The sequence below is a fragment of the Nocardia yamanashiensis NBRC 100130 genome (genome assembly GCF_001613325.1).
GTDB lineage: Bacteria > Actinomycetota > Actinomycetes > Mycobacteriales > Mycobacteriaceae > Nocardia > Nocardia yamanashiensis.
Genome location: NZ_BDCD01000025.1, coordinates 68,698 through 92,543, shown reverse-complemented (window position 1 = coordinate 92,543; position 23,846 = coordinate 68,698). Strand labels below are relative to the sequence as shown.

At 69.4% G+C, this 23,846-nt stretch carries 19 protein-coding genes; 10 read left to right on the top strand and 9 right to left on the bottom strand.

Annotated features, from left to right (window positions below; all coding sequences use genetic code 11):
• Positions 1-115: 115 nt before the first annotated feature.
• A complete protein-coding gene (locus NY1_RS29180; protein WP_067720249.1) occupies positions 116-1,885 on the bottom strand; it encodes a serine/threonine-protein kinase in 1,770 nt (589 codons plus the stop codon).
• 67 nt (positions 1,886-1,952) lie between these two features.
• Positions 1,953-3,800, bottom strand: a complete 1,848-nt coding sequence (locus NY1_RS29175; RefSeq protein WP_067720247.1) for a serine/threonine protein kinase — start codon at positions 3,798-3,800, stop codon at positions 1,953-1,955.
• 315 nt (positions 3,801-4,115) lie between these two features.
• Here NY1_RS29175 and NY1_RS29170 point away from each other — a divergent pair, with 315 nt between their 5' ends.
• The 4 genes from NY1_RS29170 (at position 4,116) to NY1_RS29155 (ending at position 8,247) form a co-directional block, all read left to right on the top strand.
• The gene (locus tag NY1_RS29170; protein ID WP_067720245.1) at positions 4,116-4,889 is read left to right on the top strand and encodes a deoxyribonuclease IV; all 774 of its coding nucleotides are present in this window, start codon (positions 4,116-4,118) and stop codon (positions 4,887-4,889) included.
• A 103-nt stretch (positions 4,890-4,992) separates the two neighbouring features.
• Positions 4,993-5,949 (top strand): TauD/TfdA dioxygenase family protein, encoded by a 957-nt coding sequence (locus NY1_RS29165; protein ID WP_067720243.1) that lies wholly within the window; start codon positions 4,993-4,995, stop codon positions 5,947-5,949.
• Positions 5,950-6,109: 160 nt separating this feature from the next.
• Positions 6,110-7,321, top strand: coding sequence for a CaiB/BaiF CoA transferase family protein (locus NY1_RS29160; RefSeq protein WP_067720241.1), 1,212 nt, complete (start codon positions 6,110-6,112; stop codon positions 7,319-7,321).
• Complete coding sequence (locus NY1_RS29155) at positions 7,318-8,247, top strand: hydroxymethylglutaryl-CoA lyase-like TIM-barrel protein (protein WP_067720238.1); 930 nt, start codon at positions 7,318-7,320, stop codon at positions 8,245-8,247. Before NY1_RS29160 ends, NY1_RS29155 begins: the two co-directional genes overlap by 4 nt.
• A gap of 17 nt (positions 8,248-8,264) precedes the next feature.
• Here the strand turns inward: NY1_RS29155 and NY1_RS29150 are convergent, their stop codons facing one another.
• Positions 8,265-8,510, bottom strand: coding sequence for a hypothetical protein (locus NY1_RS29150; protein WP_157762535.1), 246 nt, complete (start codon positions 8,508-8,510; stop codon positions 8,265-8,267).
• A gap of 305 nt (positions 8,511-8,815) precedes the next feature.
• Between NY1_RS29150 and NY1_RS43815 the strand changes: the two genes are divergently transcribed.
• Both NY1_RS43815 and NY1_RS29140 read left to right on the top strand, forming a co-directional pair.
• Positions 8,816-9,343 carry a hypothetical protein gene (locus tag NY1_RS43815; RefSeq protein ID WP_067720233.1) on the top strand — a complete coding sequence of 176 codons (528 nt, stop codon included), beginning with the start codon at positions 8,816-8,818 and terminating at the stop codon, positions 9,341-9,343.
• A gap of 75 nt (positions 9,344-9,418) precedes the next feature.
• Entirely contained in the window at positions 9,419-10,474 is a 1,056-nt protein-coding gene (locus tag NY1_RS29140) for a hypothetical protein (RefSeq protein ID WP_067720231.1), read from the top strand.
• Between the two features lie 84 nt (positions 10,475-10,558).
• Here NY1_RS29140 and NY1_RS29135 read toward each other — a convergent pair whose 3' ends face one another.
• Together NY1_RS29135 and NY1_RS29130 are read right to left on the bottom strand one after the other, a co-directional pair.
• Positions 10,559-11,686: an acyl-CoA dehydrogenase family protein gene (locus NY1_RS29135; RefSeq protein WP_067720229.1), complete on the bottom strand. Its 1,128-nt coding sequence runs from the start codon at positions 11,684-11,686 to the stop codon at positions 10,559-10,561.
• A gap of 9 nt (positions 11,687-11,695) precedes the next feature.
• Positions 11,696-12,865 (bottom strand): acyl-CoA dehydrogenase family protein, encoded by a 1,170-nt coding sequence (locus NY1_RS29130; protein WP_067720227.1) that lies wholly within the window; start codon positions 12,863-12,865, stop codon positions 11,696-11,698.
• Positions 12,866-13,028: 163 nt separating this feature from the next.
• On the opposite strand from NY1_RS29130, the gene NY1_RS29125 reads away from it, so the two are divergent.
• Positions 13,029-13,769, top strand: a complete 741-nt coding sequence (locus NY1_RS29125; protein WP_157762533.1) for a hypothetical protein — start codon at positions 13,029-13,031, stop codon at positions 13,767-13,769.
• A gap of 59 nt (positions 13,770-13,828) precedes the next feature.
• On the opposite strand, the gene NY1_RS29120 is transcribed toward NY1_RS29125, so the two are convergent.
• Positions 13,829-15,616 carry a DEAD/DEAH box helicase gene (locus NY1_RS29120; RefSeq protein ID WP_067720223.1) on the bottom strand — a complete coding sequence of 596 codons (1,788 nt, stop codon included), beginning with the start codon at positions 15,614-15,616 and terminating at the stop codon, positions 13,829-13,831.
• Between the two features lie 158 nt (positions 15,617-15,774).
• Here NY1_RS29120 and NY1_RS29115 point away from each other — a divergent pair, with 158 nt between their 5' ends.
• Together NY1_RS29115 and NY1_RS29110 are read left to right on the top strand one after the other, a co-directional pair.
• On the top strand, positions 15,775-16,692 hold the full coding sequence (locus NY1_RS29115) for a carbon-nitrogen hydrolase family protein (RefSeq protein WP_233434543.1): 918 nt from the start codon (positions 15,775-15,777) through the stop codon (positions 16,690-16,692).
• A gap of 54 nt (positions 16,693-16,746) precedes the next feature.
• Complete coding sequence (locus NY1_RS29110; protein WP_067720221.1) at positions 16,747-17,373, top strand: phosphoribosyltransferase; 627 nt, start codon at positions 16,747-16,749, stop codon at positions 17,371-17,373.
• Between the two features lie 7 nt (positions 17,374-17,380).
• On the opposite strand, the gene NY1_RS29105 is transcribed toward NY1_RS29110, so the two are convergent.
• Both NY1_RS29105 and NY1_RS29100 read right to left on the bottom strand, forming a co-directional pair.
• The gene (locus tag NY1_RS29105) at positions 17,381-17,908 is read right to left on the bottom strand and encodes a gamma carbonic anhydrase family protein (protein ID WP_067720219.1); all 528 of its coding nucleotides are present in this window, start codon (positions 17,906-17,908) and stop codon (positions 17,381-17,383) included.
• A 25-nt stretch (positions 17,909-17,933) separates the two neighbouring features.
• A complete protein-coding gene (locus tag NY1_RS29100; RefSeq protein ID WP_067720217.1) occupies positions 17,934-18,605 on the bottom strand; it encodes an alpha/beta hydrolase in 672 nt (223 codons plus the stop codon).
• Positions 18,606-19,066: 461 nt separating this feature from the next.
• Between NY1_RS29100 and NY1_RS29095 the strand changes: the two genes are divergently transcribed.
• Positions 19,067-22,609 (top strand): bifunctional RecB family nuclease/DEAD/DEAH box helicase, encoded by a 3,543-nt coding sequence (locus NY1_RS29095; protein ID WP_233434542.1) that lies wholly within the window; start codon positions 19,067-19,069, stop codon positions 22,607-22,609.
• 47 nt (positions 22,610-22,656) lie between these two features.
• Here the strand turns inward: NY1_RS29095 and NY1_RS29090 are convergent, their stop codons facing one another.
• On the bottom strand, positions 22,657-23,835 hold the full coding sequence (locus NY1_RS29090) for an amino acid deaminase/aldolase (RefSeq protein WP_067720213.1): 1,179 nt from the start codon (positions 23,833-23,835) through the stop codon (positions 22,657-22,659).
• Positions 23,836-23,846 lie beyond the last annotated feature (11 nt).

Sequence of the window (23,846 nt, the reverse complement as noted above, 5' to 3'; positions counted from 1 at the left end):
AGTGTGTAGATGTTCCGGGAGCGACGCCATCCGGGATGACCCGGATACATGCACCCTCATAGACTTCACAAAGAACCACCTGGTCCCGGACGTATCTGCCCCCAGAAGATGGGGGTCAGCCCAGGGGAGCCGAATTCCACCAGGTGAGCAGGTCCTGTTCGTTCGCGATGAAGCCGACGCTGTACATCAGCACCTGGCCGCGGCCGGACGCGCCGTCGCCGAAGGCCGTGACCATGCGCGGGCGGTAGGGGTCGCTGCCCTTCAGCACGTAGTTGGTGTAGCTGTGCCCGTTCAGGGTGGTGCTGGACTTGGTGTTGGCGGGCAGCCCGGCCAGGACGGCCTGCGCGTCGGTGGAGGCCGGGTACAGGATGAACCGGTAGGTGGCGCGGCTATTGCCGCCGAAGCAGTTCCAGACCGGGAGGGTGTTGCCGAAGGCGGGCTCGTCGGCGGCCAGCGAAGGCACCGCGGCATTGGAGGCGTAGGTCATGCAGGCCGCGCCCTGGTAGCCGGTGCCGGCATTGAACGACAGCGACGGATTGGCCTCCGGCAGCATGCTCGGGAACAGCTTGCTCAGCAGCTGGGCGTTCGCGCCGATCTCCCCGGAGGGGACGAGATCGGCCGGAGTCTCGGTGGTGGTGGGCGCCTCGGTGGTCGGCTCCGGCTCTTCCTCGGTGGTGGTGATCGGCGCCGGGGCGGGCGTGGTCGGGGCGGTGGAGCCGGAATTCGCGACCCGGTCGATCCACACCAGCAGGGCGCCGATGGCCACCAGCGGCACCACGATCAGCGCCAGCAGGGTGAGCAGGCAGCCGCGCAGCCGCTTCTTCGGCTTCGGCTTGCGCTTCTCCGGCCGCCAGCCGGGGGAATTGGCCGGCCGGTTGCCGGTGGACCGGTAGCCGGTCCGGGTCGGGCTCGGCTGCGAAGCGGTGAAGGCCGGCTGCGGTGCGGTGTAGGCCGACTGCGGCCGGGGCGGCGTGTGCGCCGGTTGCGGGCGCGGCGGGGTGAAGGCCTGCGCCGGGCTGTAACTCGCCTGCGGAACGCTGTGCCGCGTACTCGGTCCGGTGGCGTACAGCGCCTGCTGGGCGGCGGTGGCGAAGGCGGTACAGGATTCGAATCGATCGCGCGGATGCTTGGCCAGCGCCCGCGCCATCACCGCGTCCAGGGCGGGCGGCAGACCCGCACGCAATCCGCTCACCGGGGGCGGCGGCTGGTTCAGATGCCCCTGCATGACCGCCACCGGATGCTCCGCGGTGAACGGCACGGTGCCGGTGAGCAGCCGGAACAGCGAGCAGGCCAGCGAATACTGATCGCAGCGGCCGTCCAGCGGATGTCCCGAAAGCTGTTCGGGCGCAGCGTAAGCCAGCGTGGCGGTGAAGGATCCGGTCTGGGTGAGCTTGGTCGATTCGTCGCGTAGTCGCGCGATCCCGAAGTCCGCCAGGAAGATTCGCTCTTCCCCGTCGGCCTGCTCCAGCAGGATGTTGGCGGGCTTCACGTCCCGGTGCAGGACGCCCTTGCGGTGCGCGTAGTCGAGGGCCTTGGCCGTCTCGGCGATGATCCGGATCGCCTGCGCCGGAGACAGCTCCCCCGCCTGCAGCGAGGCCGCGTCCACCCCGTCGATGAACCGCATGGCGATCCACGACCGCCCGTCGTCGAACCCCCGGTCGAACACCGGCACGATATTCGGATGGTCCAAGCGCGCTACGAGATCACCCTCACGTTCGAAGCGCGCTCGAACCTCGCCGTCCCCGAACAATTCCCGATTCAGCAGCTTGAGCGCCACCAGCCGGGGCAAACGCGGATGCCGGGCCAGATACACCGACCCCATCCCGCCGCGGCCGAGTTCGCGTTCGATCTCATACCCCGCGAACGTCTCACCGCTCCGCAGCACAAAGGCACCTTTCATCCGCCTGTCCGGACCGGACCCTAGCGCGGGGGCGGCGGCGCGGACAACCGGTTCAGTTCAGAGGTGCCGAACGCCACCAGCGCAGTACGTCGTCCATGGAGTCGTACACGCCGTCGGTGTACATGAGGTACTGGCTGCGGTTGGCGTCGCCGGTGAAGGCGGTCACCAGGCGCGGCTGGTTATTGTCGGTGAACTGGTAGTTGGTGTAGGTCTTGCCGCCATTGGTGTCCTGCGACTTCTTGTCGGCGACCAGGCCGTCGACCACCGCCTGCGCCTTGGCCGAGGACGGGTAGGCGATGAGCCGGTAGAACGGGTCCTTGTAGTCGCCGCCGCCCGAGCAGATCCACTGCACCGACCAGTCGCCGAAATCGGGTTCGCCGTCGGACTTCTCCGGCGGGCTCGACGATTCGTAGAGATAGCAGTTGGCGCTGTTGTAGCCGAGTTCACCGGTCTTGGTGGTCGGCACCATGCGCGGGAATTCCTTGCTCAGCGAGGACCAGTCCACATTCTTGGCGGTGCCCGAACCGCTGGGCGCGGACGAGCCGGAGCTGCCCGAACCGCTGTCGCTGCCGATGGCGGCCAGGCCGATGAGCGCGACCACGGCCAGCACCAGCACGCCCACCACGATCGCGATGATCAGCCCGGCATTGGACTTCTTGGGCGGCATGGGCGGACGGCCGCCGGCCATCGGGTTGATGCCGGGCGGGCGGGCGCCGGGCGGCACCGGACCGGACGGGCGGGTGTAGGCATTGCCGGGCGGCGTGAACTGCGGGTTGGTGGCGCGGCCGGTGTAGGTGCCGGCCACCGGCTGCGGGGGCGGCGTGGCCGTATTGACCTGCGGGCCGGACTGATACGGCATGGCGTTGGCGGTCGGGTTGGGCGGCGCGGTGTGCATGGAACCGGCGGTCGGCATGGGCTGTCCGCCCGTGTGCATGTGCCCGCCGGTCGGCATGGGCATACCGGTCGGCAGCTGGCCCGCCGTCATCGGACCGGCGGTCGGCCCCTGCCCCATGATCGGCATGGGCGGTGCGGTCCGGCCCACCAGCGGCATGGCCGGGGCGCTCGGGGAGGCCAGCGCGCGGCGGGCGGCGGCCGCGAATTCGCTACAGCTGGGGAAACGCTCGTCGGGCCGCTTGGCCATGGCCTTGGCCAGCACCAGATCCAGCGACGGCGGCAGGCCGGGCCGGGCCGAACTGAGCGGCGGCGGCGGATTCTGCAGATGCCCCTGGATGACCGCGGCCGGATTGGTGGCCGAGAACGGGCCCGCACCGGTGAGCAACCAGAACAGCGTGCAGGCCAGGGAGTACTGATCCGAACGCCCGTCCAGCGCCGAACCGGTCAGCTGCTCCGGCGAGGCGTAGGCCAGGGTCGCGGTGAAAGTGCCGGTCTGCGTGAGGTTCTGGCCCTGATCGTCGCGCAGGCGCGCGATGCCGAAGTCGGTGAGGTAGACGCGTTCGCCCTTACCGCCGGTGGACCGCGCGAGCAGGATATTGGCCGGCTTCACATCGCGGTGCAGCACCTCGTTGCGGTGCGCGTAGTCCAGCGCGTCGCCGACCTCGGCGATGATCTGCACGGCCCGCTCCGGCGGCAGCACCAGCGGATTCACGCTCGCGGCATCGACGCCGTCGATGTACTGCATGGAGATCCACATCTGGCCGTCTTCGAGCCCGCGGTCGTAGACGGTGACGATATTGTGGTGGTCCAGCTGGGCGACCAGGTCGGCCTCGCGCTCGAAGCGCGCCCGAACCTCCTTGTCGAACACCATTTCCCGGTTCAGCAGCTTGAGCGCCGTCATGCGCGGCAGGCGCGGATGCTTGGCCAGATACACCGAGCCCATGCCACCGCGCCCGAGCTGCCGCTCGATGACATACTCGGCGAAAACGTCACCGTTGGACAGCATGACTACTTCCCACTTCCCACGTCGCACGCCGGGACCCACCAGCGCGCGCTGTACCGCAACCGATCGGCATGATCGAGCTCGGACCGACCCGAGAAAACACCGAAACCATAGCAGGCGCGCAGGTCGGCCGTAGTTTCGTCGATACTTCGGCCGTTGCCATTGGCTGACAAGCGCATTCACCCCCCTGAATCGGGTCGGACGGACAGATTCCTACCGATCTATCTCCGCGCATCGCGCTTACGCAACACTGAAGATTCGCTTGTACCGCCGCGTGATCCCGCGTCCCTGTCGGTGCTCGGCGATACGCTGGCATCCATGCGCCTTGGAGCTCACGTTCGTATGGACAGCGACCCCATCGGCTTCGGTGAGAAGCTGGGGGCCGACGTCATCCAGATGTTCGTGGTGGACCCGCAGAGCTGGGAGAAACCGAAGCCGCACCCGCTCACCGAGGAGATCAAGGCCAGCCCCATCGAGGTGGTGGTGCACTCCTCGTATCAGATCAATGTGGCCAGCCTGAACAACCGGCTGCGCATGCCCTCGCGCAATGCGGTGGCCTTGCAGGCGCAGGCCGCCGCCGACCTCGGGGCGTTCGGGCTGGTGGTGCACGGCGGGCACGTGCGCAAGGACGACGAGATCGTGGAGGGGATCCTCAACTGGCGCAAGCTGTTCCAGCGCCAGGAGGACAAGGGCGGGTTCGCGGTGCCGATCCTGATCGAGAACACCGCCGGCGGCAATCACGCCATGGCCCGGCACTTCGACGATATCGCCCGGCTGTGGGAGGCCGTCGGCGAGTTCGGGGCCGGATTCTGCCTGGACACCTGTCACGCCTGGGCGGGCGGTGAGGAGCTGCTCGGGGTGGTGGACCGGATCAAGGCCATCACCGGGCGCATCGATCTGGTGCACCTGAACTCCTCGCGCGACGAGTTCGACTCCGGGGCGGACCGGCACGCCAACCTCGCCGACGGGACCATCGATCCGCAACTGCTGGTCGAGGTGTGCAAGGCGGTGGGTGACGCGCCCATCGTGCTGGAGACGCCGGGCGACGGCGTGGCCGACGACCTGGCCTACCTACGCGAACACGTCGGGTAACGCCTTTCGATCCCGCTGATCCTGAACCTGTTTCGGCGGTGCGCCCGGTGGTGTTCTGGGTACGGCTCAACCGAGCCGGACTCCTCCGGGCGAAAGGCATTGCATGTCCGTCGATTACGCATCCGACACCTCCACCGTCACCGTCGTGAAGCTGGGCAGCAAGATCGGCGCGCGCATCGACGGCGTGAAGCTGGGCGGGGATCTGGACTCGGTGACCGTCCAGGCCATCCAGGACGCGCTGCACCAGCACAAGGTGATCTTCTTCCGCGGCCAGGAGCATCTGACCGAGGACGGGCAGCACGAATTCGCGCAGCTGCTCGGCGCCCCCACCACCCCGCATCCGACCGTCACCTCCAAGGGCGTCAAGTCGCTGCCCATCGATTCGGAGTACGGCCGCGCCAACAGCTGGCACACCGACGTCACCTTCGTGGACCGGATTCCGAAGGCGTCCATCCTGCGCGCGGTGCACCTGCCGCCCTATGGCGGTTCCACCACCTGGGCCTCCACCGTGGCCGCCTACGAAGCGCTGCCGGCTCCGCTCAAGGCGCTGGTCGAGAACCTGCGCGCGCGGCACACCAACGCCTACGACTATGCCGCCGACCGCACCGAGATCGAGCGCGGCGAGAACGATCAGGTGACCGCCAATATCAAGGCGTACCGCGAGGAATTCCAGTCCACCTACTACGAGACCGAGCACCCGGTGGTGCGCGTGCACCCGGTCACCGGCGAACGCGCCCTGCTGCTCGGCCATTTCGTGAAGAACTTCGTGGGCCTGTCCGCCGCCGAATCGCAGGCGCTGTTCCAGCTGCTGCAGCACCGGGTCACCCGCCTGGAGAACACCACCCGCTGGAACTGGCAGCTCGGCGACGTGGCGATCTGGGACAACCGCGCCACCCAGCACTACGCCATCGACGACTACGACGGCCAGCCGCGCCGCCTGACCCGCATCACGTTGGCCGGCGATGTGCCGGTCGGCGTGCACGGCGACGAATCCACCATCATCACCGGCAATGCCGAGCACTACTCGATCATCGAGGAAGTGACCCCGAAGGCGGCCTGACGCCGCGGCCGGACAACGGCATTCACCTCACACGGCCCGGTTCGCGGTTTCTTGCGTGCACCACGAACCGGGCTCCAGGCCGGTGCGACGGGCATCCTCATCGATAAGCCCGCCGCACCGGCCTGTTCGTGTTCGCGCGCTTTCTCTAAGGTTTGTGACCATGGAGATTCGGCCGCTCGATGGCGTGCGTGTGCTGGAGTTGGGTAACTACGTCGCCGCACCCACGGCGGGCCGGATGCTCGGGGACTTCGGGGCCGAGGTGATCAAGGTCGAGCGGCCGAAAACCGGTGACGAGCTGCGGAATTGGCGGCTCTACGGTGGTGACACCTCGATGCTGTACCGGACCGTGAACCGGAACAAGAAGTCGATCACGCTGGATTTGCGCACCGAGGCGGGGCGGGCGATCGTCCTCGAGCTGATCAAGCAGTGCGATGTGCTGCTGGAGAACTTCCGGCCGGGGATGCTGGAGAAGTGGGGGCTGGGGCCGGAGGTCTTGAACGCGGCCAATCCGGATCTGGTGATCACCCGGATCTCGGCGTACGGGCAGACCGGGCCGCTGTCACAGCGGCCGGGATTCGCGGCGGTCGCCGAGGCCGTGGGCGGCTTGCGGGAACTGGTCGGGGATCCGGACCGGCCGCCCGTGCGGGTGGGGGTGTCCATCGGCGATTCGATCGCGGGGATCTACGCGGCGTTCGGCACGGTCATGGCGTTGTTCCAGCGTGAGCGCACCGAAGGGCGAGTGCCGTTGGATCGGCGCGTCATCGATGTGGCGCTCAATGAATCGATCCTGTCGGTGATGGAATCCCTGGTGCCCGACTATCTCGCGTACGGGATCGTGCGCGAGCGGGTGGGCGGGCGCATGGAGGGCATCGCGCCCAGCAACGCGTATCCGACCAGCGACGGCTACTCGATCATCATCGGCGGCAACGGCGATGCCATCTTCCAGCGGTACATGCAGGTCATCGAGCGGCCGGACCTGGCAGCCGATCCGGAACTGCAGGACAATGCCGGGCGCTGGCGCAATCGCGATCGGCTCGACGCCGCCATCGCCGACTGGTCGCGGCTGCGCACCCGCGCGGAGGCGCTGAAGGTCCTGGAGGACGCCGCCATTCCGTGCGGGCCCATCTACACCGCCGCCGATATCGTGGCCGACGAGCAGTACCGGTCGCGCAATATGATTCAGCCCTTCCGGGTGGACGTGGGCGAGCCCGAACCCAAGGAGGTCGGGTTCCCGGGCATCGTGCCGGTGATCGGCGGGCAGTCGCTGCCCATCCGCAATGTCGGGCCCGACCTGGGCGAGCACACCCGCGAAGTACTGTCCGGGCTGCTCGGCCTGTCCGATGCCGAAATCGATGCGCTGGAGGCGAAATGACCGCGATCCTGCGAGACGTGACCCTGCGCGACGGCTTGCAGCTCACCGGCAAGGTGCTGCCGACCGAGCGCAAGGTGGAGATCGTGCGCGCGCTGCTGGGCGCGGGCGTGCCGGAACTGGAGATCGGCTCCATGGCGCGGCCGGATCTGGTGCCGCCCATGGCCAATACCCTCGAACTGGTCGCCGCGCTGACCCCGCAGGAGCTGGAACGCTGCTGGCTGTGGGTGGCGACGCCGCGGCACGTGGAGAAGGCCGCGGCGGCCGGGGTGCGGAACTTCCAGTACTGCTTCTCGGTATCGGATTCGCACAACAAGGCCAATATCGGGCGCACCACCGAGGACAGCGTGGCGGCCATGCCGGATGCCATCCGGATCGCCGAGGCGGCGGGCGGGCGGCTGCAGCTGTGCCTGGCAACGGCTTTCACCTGCCCGTTCGAGGGGCCGGTGGATCCGGCGCGGGTGCTCGGGATCGCGCGTGATCCGCGCACCGCGGGCGCGGCGGACATCGTGCTCGCCGATACGCTCGGGCAGGCGTATCCGGGTCAGGTGTCGGCGCTGGTGGCGGCGGTCGCCGGACAGGGACGGTTCGGACCGGAGGCGGGGCGGCGCATCGTCTTCCACGGGCACGACACCTGGGGCATGGGCGTGGCCAATTCCCTGGCCGCCGTCGCCGCCGGCGCGGGCGTGGTGGACGGATCGCTGGGCGGGCTCGGCGGCTGCCCGTTCGCGCCGGGCGCATCCGGCAATACCTCCAGCGAGGATCTGCTCTTCGCCACCCGGCCGGAATGGTTCACGCCGCCGGTATTGGCAACTTTGGTCGATTTGTCGGAAAAGTTGCTGAGCGAACTCGGCGAACCGAATCGTTCCCGCACCGCGGAGGGAAGTCGTTCGAAAGCCGCTGCTTTCGAATGGGTCATTTCCCGATAGGGAATATTTGCGAAAAATTAGCCAGTGGCGTCGGCGCGGAGTTTCAAGAGCACCAATCCGGCGGTGCAGGCGAGAATCAAACCCGCCACGGTAATTTCCACGTGTAGTCCGGCAATGCCGAGAACGGCGCCCGTGATTCCCCCGAGGAAGATCAACCACGCGACGGTGCGGGCCAGGATTGCCGACAACCGCGCCGGCCCGGTGGCCGCGGGTTCCCCGGTCTGCGCGGCGGCGCGCATCGGAGATGTCGAGAATGCACCCATCATCTACTCCTCGATGACGCTCACCCGGGGGTCGCGATTCATCGGCGCGCCTCTCGGCAAATTTCGAGCGTCTCACGTGTAACTTTGGACACACATTACGGCTCCGCAACGAAAAGTCCATGCGACACGTGCGCACAACACGCGGACTTTACTGATTCGATATCTGAATCATCGCTGTTTGAGATGTTGCCGTATCCGCTTAATTCGGGGGCACCCGTCGAATATTCGTACCGACCACCCGCCTGGCACCGTACTAGCACCTCCGTTAGGGTGAGCCCACTCGACACGAATCAGGAGTGCCCACAATGGACGGCAGCAACGCCGGCGCGGACGCGCGCGACGCCCTACCGTCGCGCCCCCTGCCCAAGCCCGTGGCCTATGCCGCCATCGGCGTGGGCGCGGTCTCCGCGGGCCTCATTCTCATCGGCGCGTGCGGCCTCGGCGGCCAGGACATCTATGTGGCGCCGCCGCCCATGAACGCCAATCTCCAAGTGGCGGAGACCGTCTCGTCCGGCACCACCACCCCCGCCGTGATCATCCCGCCGTCCCCCTCCTGGCGCGTCGCCGCCGACCAGCCCCCGCGCCGCCCGCGCACCACGGTCTCCGAAACGGACTCCCCCGACGCGGACCCCAGCGGCGACACCACCACCCGCACCACCCCCTCTCGGCCCACCACTTCCCGCACCACCCGGCCGCGCCCCACCACCACCGAACCCGCCCCGCCCACAACGGATCCGGTGCGCCCGACCACCACCGAGGCCCCGCCCACGGAACCGGCCGCGAGCACTTCCTCCGCCGCCCGCCCCGCCGCCACCGCCGAGGACGACGAGTAAACGCACGACGGTAGGCAGCGGACCGGCCGCCGCCCCCGAATGCGATCGCCGGATTGTGGGAGCGGGGGTGGGCGTGTGAGCATCGGCCGGGTGAAGTACACGCAGGTTCCGCCGCTCGACGTCGTGGCGCTCGGTGCTGCCGTGACGGACGGCGTGGTGGAGTCGCTGCCGGATGCGCGGATCGCGGTCCGGACGCCGGGACTGCTGCGGGTATTCGATCGGGAGGAATTCTTCGAAGGCGATGCCGCGGAGCCGATGTCGGAGTTGGGGCTGGGCGAAGGCGAGCGGGGGGCGCCGTTGCGGGATGGCGGATTCGTTGTCGCCGACGGGGATTCGGTGCGGGCGATGACGCGGGGCGGGAGTGCGCGGTGGCGGTTGGCGCATGATGCGTGGCATGGATCCGGTGGGGCGCTGGGGAATCCGGCGGTGAGTGCGGACGGGGCGCTGGTGAGTGTGTTCGTGCCCAATCTGGCCAAGGATTACGCCGGGGGCCGGGCTTGGCTGGCCGATGACATCGCGGTGCTGGATGTCGCCACCGGTGCGGTGGTCGAACGGGCTGCGGCGCAGGGGACTTCGCAGCGGGAGGTGCAGCGGTGGCATCCGGAGCGGGCGCGGCTCGCCATTTCGATGTGGGTGCCCTGGGGTGGGTGGATGACCTGGTGGGGGCTGGCGCGCGAGGGCGGGTTCCGGTTCGTCGGCGGGGCGCGATCGCTGGTGCCGGTGGGGTTCTTACCGGGCACCGACCGGTTGGTCACGAGGCGCTGGCCTGACTTCCCCGACGATGCGGAAGACGATTTCGAAGAACTGGCGCTCTACGACATCGCCACGGGTGAGCCGATCGCGCGGCTGGACACCACGGAATTGAACGAGAACGCCTGCGCGGACGACTTTCCCGAGGACACGGTGCTGGACGCCGACCGGGTGCTCACCGTGCTGCGACCGTCGGAGCCGCACGCCTCCGGCCCGGCTCGGCGCACCCATGTGCACTGGGTGCTGGACAGCGCCGAACTGCGGCCGCTCGGGCAGGTCCACTACCCGGTGCCGGCGGGCGAATCGGTGATCGCGCTCGGCGACGGCACCTGGCTCACCCGCCACGGTGACGAGCTGCACCGCTGGCGACTGGCGGCGTGAGCGGCCCGGACGTGGTCTCGTGAGCGGAAACGGCCGTGCCCGTTCCGAATCCGGAACGGGCACGGCGGCAGCCACGAGAGCAGATCAGAACTCGACCAGGCCGTAATCGCCGATCTTGTCGCTGAGCACGCGCAGGTGCTCGAGATCGCTGCCCAGGGTGCGGGCGATGGCGGTGAGGCGCGCGACGTAATGGCTCACCGGGTACTCGGTGGTGATACCGATGCCGCCGTGCATCTGAATGGCCTCCTGCCCGATGTGCCGGGCCGCGCGGCCGACCTGCAGCCGGGCTCGCGAACCCACCACCGGATCGGTGATCCCGTCCGCCAGCGCGGCGGTCGCGTAGTAGCTCATGCTGCGCGCCAGTTCCAGCGACACGTACATGTTCGCCGCCCGCTGGGTGAGGGTCTGGAACTTCGACAGCGTGACCCCGAACTGCTTGCGGGTCTTCAGGTATTCGGTGGTGAGCCGCAGCGACTCCTCCATCGCGCCCAGCGATTCGGCGCACAGGCTCGCCTGGGCCTGCGCGGTGACCGCGTCCAGCGCCGCCGTGGCATCGGCCAGTCCGCCGAGCAGTTCGCCTGCCGCGCCGTCGAATTCGAGTTGCGCGCCGCGGCGCTCGTCGAAGGTGCGGTACGGCGTGCGGGTCACGCCGGCGGCATCGGCGGCGACCAGGAACAGGCCCAGCCCGCCGTCGGGGAGGGTGGCGCTGACCACCAGTTCGTCGGCGCAGTCACCGTGCGGGACCGGGTTCTTGACGCCGGTGAGCACGTAACCGTCGCCCTGCGCCACCGCCTTGGTGCCGAGTTCGGCTGCGGGCCAGCGGGTTCCGGGCTCGGAATGCGCGAAGGCCAGCAGTTTCGTGCCCGCCACCAGCTCCGGCAGCACCCGCTGCTTCTGCGCGTCGGTGCCCGCCTGGGCGATCAAGCCGCCCGGCACCAGCACGGCGTCCAGCACCGGTTCGGGCGCATTGCGCCGCCCGATCTCCTCCAGCACGACCATGACCTCGACCGGTCCCGCGCCGACGCCGCCGTCCTCCTCGCTGAAAGCCAGTCCCAGCACGCCGAGTTCGGCGAGCTGGTTCCAGACCTCGCGGCTCCAGCCCAGTTCGGTGTCGGTGACCTTCAGCCGGGTCTCCGGGTCGTAGGCCCGCGCCAGCAGATCGCGGACGGTGTCGCGGAGCATGACCTGTTCATCGGTGAGTTCGAAATCCATGGCGGCGGCTCACAATCCGAGGATGGTGGAGGCGATGATGGTGCGCTGCACCTCGCTGGAGCCTCCGTAGATGGTGGTCTTGCGGTAATTCAGGTACGCCGGGCCGGTGCGCTGCGCCCAATCGGGCGAGGCGGTGCCGGCGGCCTGGACGGGCAGGGCGTCCGGGCCCGCGATATCCAGCAGCAGTTCGGTGGCCGCCTGCTGCAGTTCCGAGCCGCGCAGCTTCAGCACCGAGGACGCCGGATTCGGTTTGCCGTCACTGGAATTGGAGACCACGCGCATGAGGGTGAGCTCCAGCGCCAGCAGTTCGTTCTCCAGTTCCGCGACGCGGGCCGCGAACACCGGATCCTCGAGCAGCGTGCCGGAACCCGACTTGGTCTGCGCCGCATACTCCTTCGCCACACCCAGTTTGACCTTGGTGCGGCCGACGCCGGTGATGCCGGTGCGTTCGTTGCCGAGCAGGAACTTGGCGTAGGTCCAGCCCATGTTCTCCTCGCCGACCAGCTGATCGGCGGGGACCCGCACGTTCTCGAAGAAGACCTCGTTGACCTCGTGATGCCCGTCGATCAGCTTGATCGGCCGGATGGTCACGCCCGGGGTCTTCACGTCGAAGAGCAGCATCGAGATGCCGGCCTGCTTCTTGGCGTTCGGATCGGTGCGCACCAGGCAGAAGATCCAGTCGGCGTACTGCGCCAGCGTGGTCCAGATCTTCTGGCCGTTGACGATGTAGGAGTCGCCGTCGCGCACCGCGGTGGTGCGCAGCGAGGCCAGGTCGGAGCCGGCGTCGGGCTCGGAAAAGCCCTGGCACCACCAGATGTCGAGATTGGCGGTCGGCGGGAGGAAGCGCTGCTTGAGCTCCTCGGAACCGAACTGCGCGATGACGGGACCGATCATCTGGGCATTGAAGGTGAGCGGTTCCGGGACCGAGGCGAGCTGCATCTCGTCCTCCCAGAGGTGCCGCTGCATGGGGGTCCAGTCCTTGCCGCCCCACGCCACCGGCCACTTCGGGACCGCCAGGCCGTGTTCGTTGAGGATTCGGTGGGTGGTGACGATGTCGTCCTTGGACAGTTCCAAGCCGTACTTCACGCGGTCGCGGATCTCCGCCGGAATCTTGGTCCGGTAGAACTCACGCAGCTCATCCCGGAATTTCACCTCTTCTGGTGAAAGCGAAAGCCTCATTGCCTCTCCCAGTGTCGCCGTGGTTACGCCAACAAACTTACCCCCCGGTAATGGCCGGAATGTCGCTCGGATCACACCGACCGGACGGCTCGACCGCTCGAGCGGCCAAGCCTCCTGGTAGGTTGCCCGAAAACCGGTATCCGAGTTCGCAGGAGCAGTACGAGTGAACCGTAGGACCTTGACCCAGCGCGCCGCGACCACCGTCGCCCTGGCCGCCAGCGCGATCGTCCTCGGCGCGCACACCGCCGCCGCCGAACCGCAGCCCACCCCCGTCGAGCGGGCCATCGCCGATCTCACCACCGCGGCGGGCGACAATGCCGACGCCAAGACGGCGCTCGAAGCCACCGCCAAGACCGCCAAGCTGCTGTCCGCGGTCAAGCTCACCAATGTCGCGGGGGCGGTTCCGGTTTCGTTCGCGCCGTTCAGTTACCAGGCGCCGACCATCGGCTGCGGCAGCAATCTCCCGTTCACCATGACCGCGGCGTCCGCCATCTCCGGCACCGACGGTCCCGACAACGGGTTGAACACCCCGCCCGGGACGCTCCGCTTCCAGGCGGCCCCGGTGCATTCGGGTATGCCGCTGGCCTCCGGCCTGAGCGTGATGTGGCTCAATGTGGCCAACGGGCGCAGTGGGATCAACGCGCTCGACGATATGACCGAATACAACCTGCCGGCGCTGACCAAGACGGTCGATTCCGGGGCGGGCACCATCGTGGCCTCGCTGTGGGGGTCCATCGACTACCCGGCCGCCCGCTGCCTGGTGCTGCCCACCGTCGGCCTGTTCACCGTGGCCGAACTGCCGAAGGATCCGGCGCAGGGTCAAACCTCTTCCGGCTCGGCCGATTCCGGCTCGGGCGGCACCTCCACCGGATCGGGCGGCACAAGCACCGGATCGGCCAACTGACCGATCCCGGGACACGAAAAAGGGGTGTGGGGACTCGGTCCCCACACCCCTTCTCGTTGCTAGAAGCGCGGCTTGCGGCGCGGCTCCGGGCGCTTGCCCTCGCGGCGCGGGGCGCGGCTCATGGAGCGCATTCCCGGCGGGCCCTGGTCCAGCTGCAGCTGGATCAGCTGACCGCTGATCCGGGTGCGGCTCAACGCGTTCAGCGTCTCCGACGACAGATCGGCGGGCAGCTCGACCAGCGAGTGATCGGGCCGGATGCTGATGTGGCCGAAGTCGCTGCGGCGCAGGCCGCCCTCGTTGGCGATCGCGCCGACGATGGCGCCGGGCGCCACCTTGTGCCGCTTGCCCACCGAGATGCGGTAGGTGACCAGCTCCGCGCCGGACTGGCGATGCCGCGACGGACCCGGCTCGCGGCGCTCACGCGGGCCACGCTCGTCGAACGCACGCGGGGTGCGCTCGCGACGCTCGCGCGGGGCAGGCTCCGGATCGGGCTCCATGAAGAAGTTCGCGCCGTCGTAGGACCCGACCGCGAGCGCGGCCGCGATATCCACGAGCGGGATGTTGTGCTCCTGCTCGTAGTCCTCGATCAGCTTGCGGAACAGGGCCAGATTGTCATTGGCCAGGTTCTCGGTGATGGTGTCGCCGAACTTCTGCACGCGCTGCGCGTTCACGTCCTCGACCGACGGCAGCTGCATCTCGGTCAGCGGCTGACGGGTCGCGCGCTCGATGGCATCGAGCAGGCGGCGCTCGCGCGGGGCCACGAACAACAGCGCGTCGCCATTGCGGCCCGCGCGGCCGGTGCGGCCGATGCGGTGCACGTAGGACTCGGTGTCGTGCGGGATGTCGTAGTTCACGACGTGCGAGATGCGCTCCACGTCCAGACCGCGCGCCGCGACGTCGGTGGCGACCAGGATGTCGAGCACGCCCGACTTCAGCTGCCCGATGGTGCGCTCACGCTGCGCCTGCGCGATATCGCCGTTGATGGCGGCCGCGGAATACCCACGCGCGCGCAGCTTTTCGGCCAGCTCCTCGGTGGCCTGCTTGGTGCGCACGAAGATGATCATCGCCTCGAAGGGCTCGACCTCGAGGATACGGGTCAGCGCGTCCAGCTTGCGCTGATACGACACCGGCACCCAGCGCTGCGTGATGTTGGTGTTGGTGGTGGTCTTGGTCTTGACCGTGATCTCGACCGGATCCTTCAGGTACTGCTTGGAGATCTTGCGGATCGCGGGCGGCATGGTCGCCGAGAACAGCGCCACCTGCTTCTCGTCCGGGGTGTCGCGCAGAATGCGTTCGACGTCGTCCTGGAAGCCCATCTTGAGCATCTCGTCGGCCTCGTCGAGCACCAGGAACTGGAGCTGGGTGAGGTCGAGGGTGCCGCGCTCGAGGTGATCGATGACGCGGCCCGGGGTGCCGACCACCACCTGGGCGCCACGCCGCAGACCATTGAGCTGGACCGCGTAGTTCTGGCCGCCGTAGATGGGCAGCACGTGCAGGCCGGGCATGTGCACGGCGTACCGGCCGAACGCCTCCGCGACCTGGATGGCGAGCTCGCGGGTGGGGGCCAGCACCAGCGCCTTGGGCGCCTTCCCGGAGGTGTCCAGGTGCTGCAGGATCGGAATCGCGAACGCGGCGGTCTTACCGGTGCCGGTCTGCGCGAGGCCCACCACGTCCGCGCCCTCGAGCAGCGGCGGAATCGTCGCGGCCTGGATAGGCGACGGCGATTCGTAGCCGACATCGGCGATGGCCCGCAGGATGCGGTCATCGATCCCGAGATCGGCGAAGGACGGGCCGGTCGCGTCCCTCTCGTCGTGGCTGGGTTCGCTGTCGGCCGGTGAGGTACTCATTGACCAGGAGTTTACTGCCTGCTAGTAGTCGGCCCGACCATCGGGCCAATACGCTGGATGTCGTGCATCCGGACAACCCGCCCGCGCCCCCGTCCACACCGGCCGTTCGGTCTGCTTCTGGGGAGGTGCACAGCGAACCCGTTCCCGTCCGAAACTACGTGACAGGCGCCGTCGCGGCCACCGAAGCGGGCAGCTCGGGAGCGATGGCGACGCTGGTCCCCGAGCCCGCCGCGACGCCCGCCGGACCCACCGCCGAAACCCCCGCCGGCGCGATCGACATCGCCGTCCTGCAATTCGCGCCCGGCGACGACACCGTGGCCAATCTCACCGCATTGCGCCAGGAGGTGAAGGCGGCGAGCGAACTCGGAGCGAAGGTGGTGGTGGCCCCCGAGTACGCCATGTTCGCCACCAAACGCCTGGACCCGCGGGTGGTGGAGATCGCCGAACCGCTCACCGGGCCGTTCGTCAGCGGATTGCGCGGCATCGCAGCCGAATTCGGGGTGCACGTGGTGGCGGGCGTCGCCGAGGCGCCCGGCGGGGACGCGCCCGCGGGGCGCATCTACAACACGCTGGTCGCCGCCTCGCCCGATGCCGAATTCGCCGCGATCTATCGAAAAGTGCATCTCTACGACGCTTTCGGGGCGCGGGAGTCCGAATTCCTGCTGCCCGGGCCGCTGGACGCGCCGCAGCTGTTCACCGTGGACGGCGTGGTGTTCGGCATGCAGACCTGTTTCGATCTGCGCTTCCCGGAAGGCATTCGCCGGGTCGCGGCGGCGGGCGCGCATGTGCTGCTGCTGCCGGCGCAGTGGATTCCCGGGCCCGGCAAGGTCGATCAGTGGACGACGCTGCTGCGGGCGCGGGCCATCGAGAACACGATTTACGTCGCGGCGGCCAACCAGGCGTCGCCGCTCGGGTCGGGCGCTTCCCTGATCATCTCCCCCACCGGGACCGTGCTGGCCGAACTGGGCGAAGCCCCGGGCATCGCCACCGCGCACCTGGATCTCGCCCACCTCGGCGAGGTCCGCACCACCAATCCCAGCCTGTCGCTGCGGCGTTTCAGCATTCGCGGGGAGTAGCGGCCGCCGCCGAGTTCCGCCCGGGAGTCCCGGGCGGAACTAAAATCGGGGGTGATGATCTATCCGGATCGGGGGGCTGCCGGGCGCGCGCTGGGTGCGGTACTCCTGGACCTGCGGGCGGCGGACCCGCTGGTGCTCGGGCTGCCCCGGGGCGGGGTACCGGTGGCGGTCGCGGTGCGGGAGGTCATCGGCGGGGAGGTCGATGTGCTGCTGGTGCGCAAGCTCGGGGTGCCGTGGCAGCCGGAACTCGCGATGGGGGCGATCGGCGAGGACGGGGTGCGGGTGCTCAACGATGACGTGGTGCGGCAGACCAGGGTCACCGAGGAGCAGATCGCGGCCGTCGAGCAGCAGGAGCGGGCCGAGCTGGAGCGGCGGCGGCGGATCCTGCGGGCCGAACCGCCGATTCCCTTGAAAGACCGGAATGTGCTGATCGTGGACGACGGGATGGCGACCGGGGCCACCGTGGCGGTCGCCTGCGAGATCGCGCGGCTGCACGAGCCGCGGCAGGTGATCGTGGGGGTGCCGGTGTCGTCCGCCGAAGCGCTGCAACGGATTCGGGCGCTCGCCGACACGGTGGTATGCCCGCTGGTGCCGCGCTTCCTCGGCGGAGTGGGCGCGGCGTATCGGGATTTCCATCAGCTCGGCGATGCCGAAGTGGTGGCGCTGCTGCATCCGGCCTGACGCGCGGTCAGCGAATCTCGGTGATGCCCTTCAGATGTCGCTGTGCCAGCTCGGCGTAGAAGTTCGGGTTGATTTTCACCCACATCTCCGCGGGCGTACCCGCGAGCGGCTTCTTCACCTGCGCGGGCGACCCCGCGGCCAGCACCCCGTCCGGAATCTCCGCGCCCGGCGGGACCAGGGAGTGCGCGGCGATCATGGTGCCGCTGCCGATCTTCGCCATGTCCAGGACCGTGGACCCGTTCCCGACGATCGACTCGGCGCCCAGGGTGGCGCCGTGGAACACCACCGAATGCGCGATCGTCGACCCCGCCCCGATCTCCACGGTCACATCCTGCGGCACATGAATAACCGCGTTGTCCTGCACATTCGCCCGCTCGCGAAGGATGATCGGCGCAAGGTCGGCGCGCAGCACCGCCCCGTACCAGACCGAGGCCCCCGCCTCCACCCGCACATCACCGATCAGGGTCGCGGTGGGCGCGATGAACGCCGTCGGATCCACGGTCGGCCGCTTGCCTTCGAACTCGTAAAGTGGCACGCCCCACCGTAACCCCTTGCCACCCCTAACGGTTCGAGATCATCCGCCCGATCCACCCCGCGATATCCGCCGTGACCTCCCCCTGCACCGGCTCGTGCAACAGATCGTGCCCCGCATCCGCATACTCCCGGAACTCCGCCCCGACCGTCCGCGCCCACTCCCGCACCGGATCGATCGGCGTCCGCCGATCATCCACCCCGTGCACCGCCAGCACCGGCAACCCCTCCGGCAGCCGCGGCGCCGCCCCCGTCCACCCCGCACCCGCCCCCGCCCCGCGCGCCGACTTCGGCGGCTCCCCCCGCAAGATCGTCTGCGGCGTCCCGCAAACCACCAGCCCCGCGGGCACCCCGACCAGCCCCGAATCCAACGCCCCCAACGCCGTAGCCGCTCCCAGCGAATGCCCCATCAAAACCACCGGCCCCCGTGCGCCCTCCCTCACCTCAGCCACGAACCCCGCTGCATCACCACACAATTCACGCAAAGTCCCCGGCCGCTCCCCCTCCCCCTCACTCAACCCCTGCCCAGCCGTATCCAAAGCCCACAACTCCACCCCCGCCTCCCCCAGCCCCTTCGCGAACCGGTGGTAATGCCCACTGTGCTGCCCGCTCCCCGGCAACAACGCCACCACCGCCCCCGCCCCCGCGACCGGCCACCGGCGGTAATGCAGCCGCCCACGGCCACTCTCGAAATAAGGCATCCCGCGATTGTGACAAAACCACCTCACCTGACGCCCCGCTGCCCCGACGCCGGACCAGGACTGCGTCGGCGCCGACGGCGGGCGCACGGAGGTGTTCTTGGTGACAAGGGCGGTGGGTGCAGAGGCCTCGGGTTCGGCAAGGTCGGCGGGGCGGTGAGGAGGGCGACACGCCGAATTGGGTGGCTGGGTTTGCTGGTTCGCGGGGGCGGGGAGCGGGTGGGGGTGCGGGAGGTGGGGCGTGAGTCGCGTTGTCCCGCAACATCGCCCGGAAAAGTGGTGTTGACGTGCGGCTGTGCGGGGGGGCGGCGGGGCGTGGGGTTGGGGCTACCTGGGGGCGCGGGGTGGGGGTGGCAGTCATTACGCTGTTCGCGACTCGGTACGCAGTGACGCGGCGGCCGGGGCGGGGTGTCGGCGCAGTAGACACAGGAGGGGCGCGATTGATTCTGTTCGGTGATCGTGTCGTGTGCAGCACCGGAGACCTGGTGTCGGCGGCGCGTTGTGAGTTCGCGCTGTTGCGCGCGCTCGACGCCGAACTGGGCCTGGTGCCACCGGTCGAGCGAAGCTCGAGCGGCGCTGACGCGCACCCGGAGTCGAACGCCATCGCGCTGTCACCGCTCAGCGACCCGGCTGCCGTGACACCGGCACCGCTCGGCGGCCCGGCGGCCGCGGCGCCATCGCCACTCGGGGACACAGCCGCCATGTCACCGTCGCCGCTCGGCGATTCGGGTGCCGCGACGCGGTCTCTACTCGGTGAGCAGGCGGTGGGGGTGGCGGTCCGGCGGTCCGGTGGTGGGGCCGGCGCGCGGGAGCGGGTGGGCGGGGCGGAACTATCTGCGGCGGAACAGCTTTTGGCGGAGTTGCGGGATCGGCATGGGAACGGTGTGGTGCGGGTGGGGGTGCGTGCCGTCGGGGATGCTTCGAAAATGCTTGCGGCGCTGCGGGATGCGCATGCGGCGACGTTGGGCGCGCTGGCGGCGGGGGTGGAGGCGGTGGCGGGGGCCGTGGTGCTCGATGGGGCGTTCGCGGCGCACAGCGACTTTCTGCTGCGGGACAGTGCGCCGGAGGCGTACGACTATGTGGCGGGGGGCGTGACGCGGCGGCGGGGGGAGATCGCGGCGCTGCTGGCGGCGGCCGGATGTGTGGATGCGTTGCAGCGGAACGGGTTACGGGCCGCTTCGCATGCGCGGATCTGGGTGGACGGGGTGGCGGTGGTGCACTCGCTGGCGGATATCTCGGTGGTCTACCGGGCGCGGCGGCAGCGGCTGGAATCGATCGTGGAGGCGAAGCTCGGGGAACTGCTGCCGGTGCAGTGGGGGGATCGGCGGTTCCTGGCCTGCGGGCGCTGTGACGCCTGTACCGCGGAGCTGGAGGCGCGGCGGGATCTGCTGCTGGTCGCGGGGATGCGGCCGGCGACGCGGGCGCAGTTGCGGGACGCGGGGATCACCACGGTGGAGCGGCTGGCGGCGGCCGATGCCACGGTCACCGGGATTCCGGGTCCGGCGTTCACGCCGTTGCGGCGGCAGGCCGAATTGCAGATCCTGCGCGAGGAGACCGGGCAACCGGCGCATACGTTGATCGACGCGGCGGCCCTGGCGGCGCTGCCCCGGCCGAACGCGGGGGATCTGTTCGCCAGTTCGGCCACACCCGATGTGATCACGCTGCTGACCAACGCGGCGGCGCCGGGCGCGGACACGGCGGAGGATCACGACCCCGACGACGCCATGCACCTGCGCTTCACCTTCGCACTGCCGGGCGGGCCGGGCCGGGAATCGGCGGAACCCGCAGGGGCGCAAGGGGTTTACCTGCGAGACGGGACCGGCATCCCATTGCTGGATTTCCTGGCGGGCTGGCAGCGGGAATTCCCGCACATGCGGATCCACCACTACCGCGGCGGACTGCGCCCGGTGCTGAGCACACAGGGCGAACAGGATCCGGACGGCGAGGACACGGTCGCCGAACTGCTGCCCGCACTGGTGGATCTGTATCCGATCGTGCGCTCGGCCCTGATCGTCGGTGAGCGCTCCTACGCCTTGATGGCACTGCCCCCGAACCGGGAAGCCGGCGGCGACGAACCGGAAGCCGTACTGCGCCTGCGCGATTGGCTGCTGCAGCTGGCGCGCGAGCACGAGGTGACCCCGGCGCGGCGCTGGCTGTACGACTACGCCCAGACCGGCCCGGACGAACTCGAAGCCGCGCTGCGCGAATTCGCCGACTCCGCCCGCGATCACGATGCCGCGCAGGTGGCGGCCGCGTTCACGGCGGCGGCACTGGGCTATCACCGGCGCGAGCGGCAGCCGCTGCGCTGGGCGCACGAGGACCGGCTGGACCATCCCATCGAGGAATGGGCGGACACCCCGGGCGTGCTCATCGCCGACTGGGGCACCGTCGACACCAAATGGCACAGCACCGGAACCCGGCTCATGCGCAGATATCTGACGCTGACCGGCCGGCTGGGCACCGGCAACGCGCCACCGCCCGGAACCCCGGTGCTCACCCTCTACGACCGTCCCGCACCGGGCATGACCGCCGAACCGGGCCGGCGCGCCACCGCCAACGCCACCGTCCTCGGCTGCTCCCTCGACACCAACTTCGAAGACGTGGTGCGCGTGGTGGAGCTGCTGCCGGACGGCTGCGAACCGTACGACGAACTACCCACCGCCATCGCCCCGTGCCCGCCCGGCCGCGACGAACAGCTGGAGGCCGCGCTCGAGGACACCGCGCACCAGCTGCTGATTACCTTGCCGAACGTCCCGGAGACCGCCGTCTTCGACCTGCTGAGCCGGCGCCCGCCCCGCCTGCGCACCGGCGCCGCGCTCCCGGAGGTGTTCGGCGATCACGCCGCCGCCGTCACCGCCGCCGTGCTCGATCTCGCGAATTCCTATGTGGCCGTGCAGGGTCCGCCCGGCACCGGCAAGACCGACACCACCGCGCGCGTGGTGGAACGCCTCGTCACCCGCTACAAATGGCGGGTCGGCGTGGTGGCCCGCTCACACCAGGTGGTCGAGCACGTCCTCGATGCCGTGGTGCAGGTGGGCGTGCTGCCCGAGCTGGTCGCCAAGGCCGACGCGCAGGCGGTCGCGCCGGAATGGCTGCCCATCGAAGCCGATCGGTACGAGCGGTTCCTCGACAATGCCGTGAACGGCTGCGTGGTCGGCGGCCTGCCGGGCGATTTCACCGACGCCAGCCATATCCCGCGCGACAACCTCGATCTGCTGGTGATCGCGGACGCCGGCAAGTTCCCGCTGGCCGATGCGGTCGCGGTGGGGATCAGCGCCCGGAACCTGCTGCTGGTGGGCGATCCCGCACCGGCGGCGAGCCTGGGCGCGCACGCCGAGCCGATCGCCGAATCCGTGCTGGGCCGGGTCGTCGGCGCGCATCGCACCCTGCCCGCCGCGTACGGCTACTTCCTGGACCGCACCTGGCGCATGCATCCGCGCATGAGCGGACCGGTGTCGCGGCTGCGCTACGACAACCGGCTGCGGTCGAACGAAACCGTCACCCTGGCAAGGGAACTCGAAGGCATCACCCCGGGCGTGCGGACGGTGCCGGTCGAGCATCACGGCAACAGCACCGAATCCGCCGAGGAGGCACGGGAAATCGTGCGGCAGGTGCGCACGCTGCTGGGGCTGTCCTGGCATACCGGCGCGGTGACGCGGCGGCTGCATCCGCACGACATTCTGGTGGTCGCGCCGTATCACGCGCAGGTGGCGCGAATCCGAACCCTGTTGTCACGGGCCCGGATCGAGGATGTGCTGGTGGGCACGGCCGATCATTTCCAGGGGCGGGAGGCCGCGGTGGTGCTGGTCTCCATGACCACCTCCGCGCCCAAGGACGCCCCGCACGGGGTCGGGAAGCTGCTGTCCCGGCATTGGCTGACCAGCGCCATCTCACGCGCCATGTGGGCGGCGATCATCGTGCGCTCGCCGCTGCTCACCGAGTATCTGCCGACGACGGCCACCGAACTGTCGGATCTCGCCGCGGTATTGCAGCTCGACCGGGTCTGACCGAACCGTGTGGATCCCGGCTGAAAGCGTGCCGGGATGACGGGCGTCTAGCCGAAGCACTGCCCTTCGCCGCGATAGGTGGGCACCGTGGTGCGAGACCCGTCGCCGTCGACCAGGTGGACCTGGGTGAAACGCTCGCACAGCTCACCGGCTTTGGCATGCCGGAACCACACGCGGTCGCCGATATGCAGGCCGTCGGCATGGGTGAGCGGGGTCTGCACCTCGCCCGCGCCTTCGGTGCCGATGAGCCGCAAACCCTTGGGCCACACCGGCTTCGGCACCCGAGACGCCCCGGCCGGACCGGAGGCGATGTAACCGCCGGAGAAGACGGTGGCGATGCCGGGCGCGGGGCGGCGCAATACCGGCATGGCGAAATACATTGCCGGACGCGGGGTTACGGTGCGATACCCGTCGAACAGGGTGGGCAGGTAGAGCCCGGACCCGGCGGTCACCTCGGTGACGTCCGGATCCGAGATACTGAACTCGATGGATCCGGTCCCGCCGGAATTGACGATCTCCAGCTCCCCGGCCTCACTGCGCACCGCGTCCAGCACCGCGCGCCGCCGCCGCAGAATCTCCGCCCCGGACGCCTTCTTCACCAGGCGCACAGCGAGATTGGTGTCCGGCAGCCCGGCGATCTGCGCCTCGTAGGTCATCACGCCGACCACGTCGAACCCGCGCCGCCGCGCCTCGGCGGCCAGCCGCGCGGCCTGCTCCGGCGTCCGGATCGGCGAGCGCCGCACCCCCAGGTGCAGCGGCCCGATGCGCAGCGACGCGTCCACGTCGATGCACACCCGGGGCGACACCTTGTCGGTGCCGAGCGCGGCGCGGATGAGTTCCAGCTGATCGACATCGTCGATCATGAGGGTGATGGCGTCCCGCAGCACCGGATCGGCGGCGAGCCGCGCCAGCGACGCCCGGTCGGCGGTGGGATAGCCCAGCAGAATGTCGCGAGCCCCCTCCCCCGCCAGCCAGATCGCTTCGGCGAGTGAGTAACCCATGATGCCCGCGAACCCGCCGTCCGCGGTGAGCTTGGGGCCCAGCACTTCTTCGAGCACCGCGCGGCAGCGCACGGATTTACTGGCCACCCGCACCGGCACTCCGCGCGCACGGCGCACCAGATCGGTGGCATTGGCGCGCAGGGCGGTCAGGTCGACGGCCGCGAGCGGCGGGTCGAGCTCGGCGGTGGCCGCGTGCAGTCCGGCGATCGGCGACGATTCGGTCACCAGTTCATTCG

Coding starts and splice junctions, on each gene's coding strand:
- NY1_RS29175 (WP_067720247.1), bottom strand. CDS start 3,800: ATGCTGTCCAACGGTGACGTTTTCGCCGAGTATGTCATCGAGCGGCAG.
- NY1_RS29170 (WP_067720245.1), top strand. CDS start 4,116: ATGCGCCTTGGAGCTCACGTTCGTATGGACAGCGACCCCATCGGCTTC.
- NY1_RS29165 (WP_067720243.1), top strand. CDS start 4,993: ATGTCCGTCGATTACGCATCCGACACCTCCACCGTCACCGTCGTGAAG.
- NY1_RS29160 (WP_067720241.1), top strand. CDS start 6,110: ATGGAGATTCGGCCGCTCGATGGCGTGCGTGTGCTGGAGTTGGGTAAC.
- NY1_RS29155 (WP_067720238.1), top strand. CDS start 7,318: ATGACCGCGATCCTGCGAGACGTGACCCTGCGCGACGGCTTGCAGCTC.
- NY1_RS29150 (WP_157762535.1), bottom strand. CDS start 8,510: ATGGGTGCATTCTCGACATCTCCGATGCGCGCCGCCGCGCAGACCGGG.
- NY1_RS43815 (WP_067720233.1), top strand. CDS start 8,816: ATGGACGGCAGCAACGCCGGCGCGGACGCGCGCGACGCCCTACCGTCG.
- NY1_RS29135 (WP_067720229.1), bottom strand. CDS start 11,686: ATGGATTTCGAACTCACCGATGAACAGGTCATGCTCCGCGACACCGTC.
- NY1_RS29130 (WP_067720227.1), bottom strand. CDS start 12,865: ATGAGGCTTTCGCTTTCACCAGAAGAGGTGAAATTCCGGGATGAGCTG.
- NY1_RS29120 (WP_067720223.1), bottom strand. CDS start 15,616: ATGAGTACCTCACCGGCCGACAGCGAACCCAGCCACGACGAGAGGGAC.
- NY1_RS29110 (WP_067720221.1), top strand. CDS start 16,747: ATGATCTATCCGGATCGGGGGGCTGCCGGGCGCGCGCTGGGTGCGGTA.
- NY1_RS29100 (WP_067720217.1), bottom strand. CDS start 18,605: ATGCCTTATTTCGAGAGTGGCCGTGGGCGGCTGCATTACCGCCGGTGG.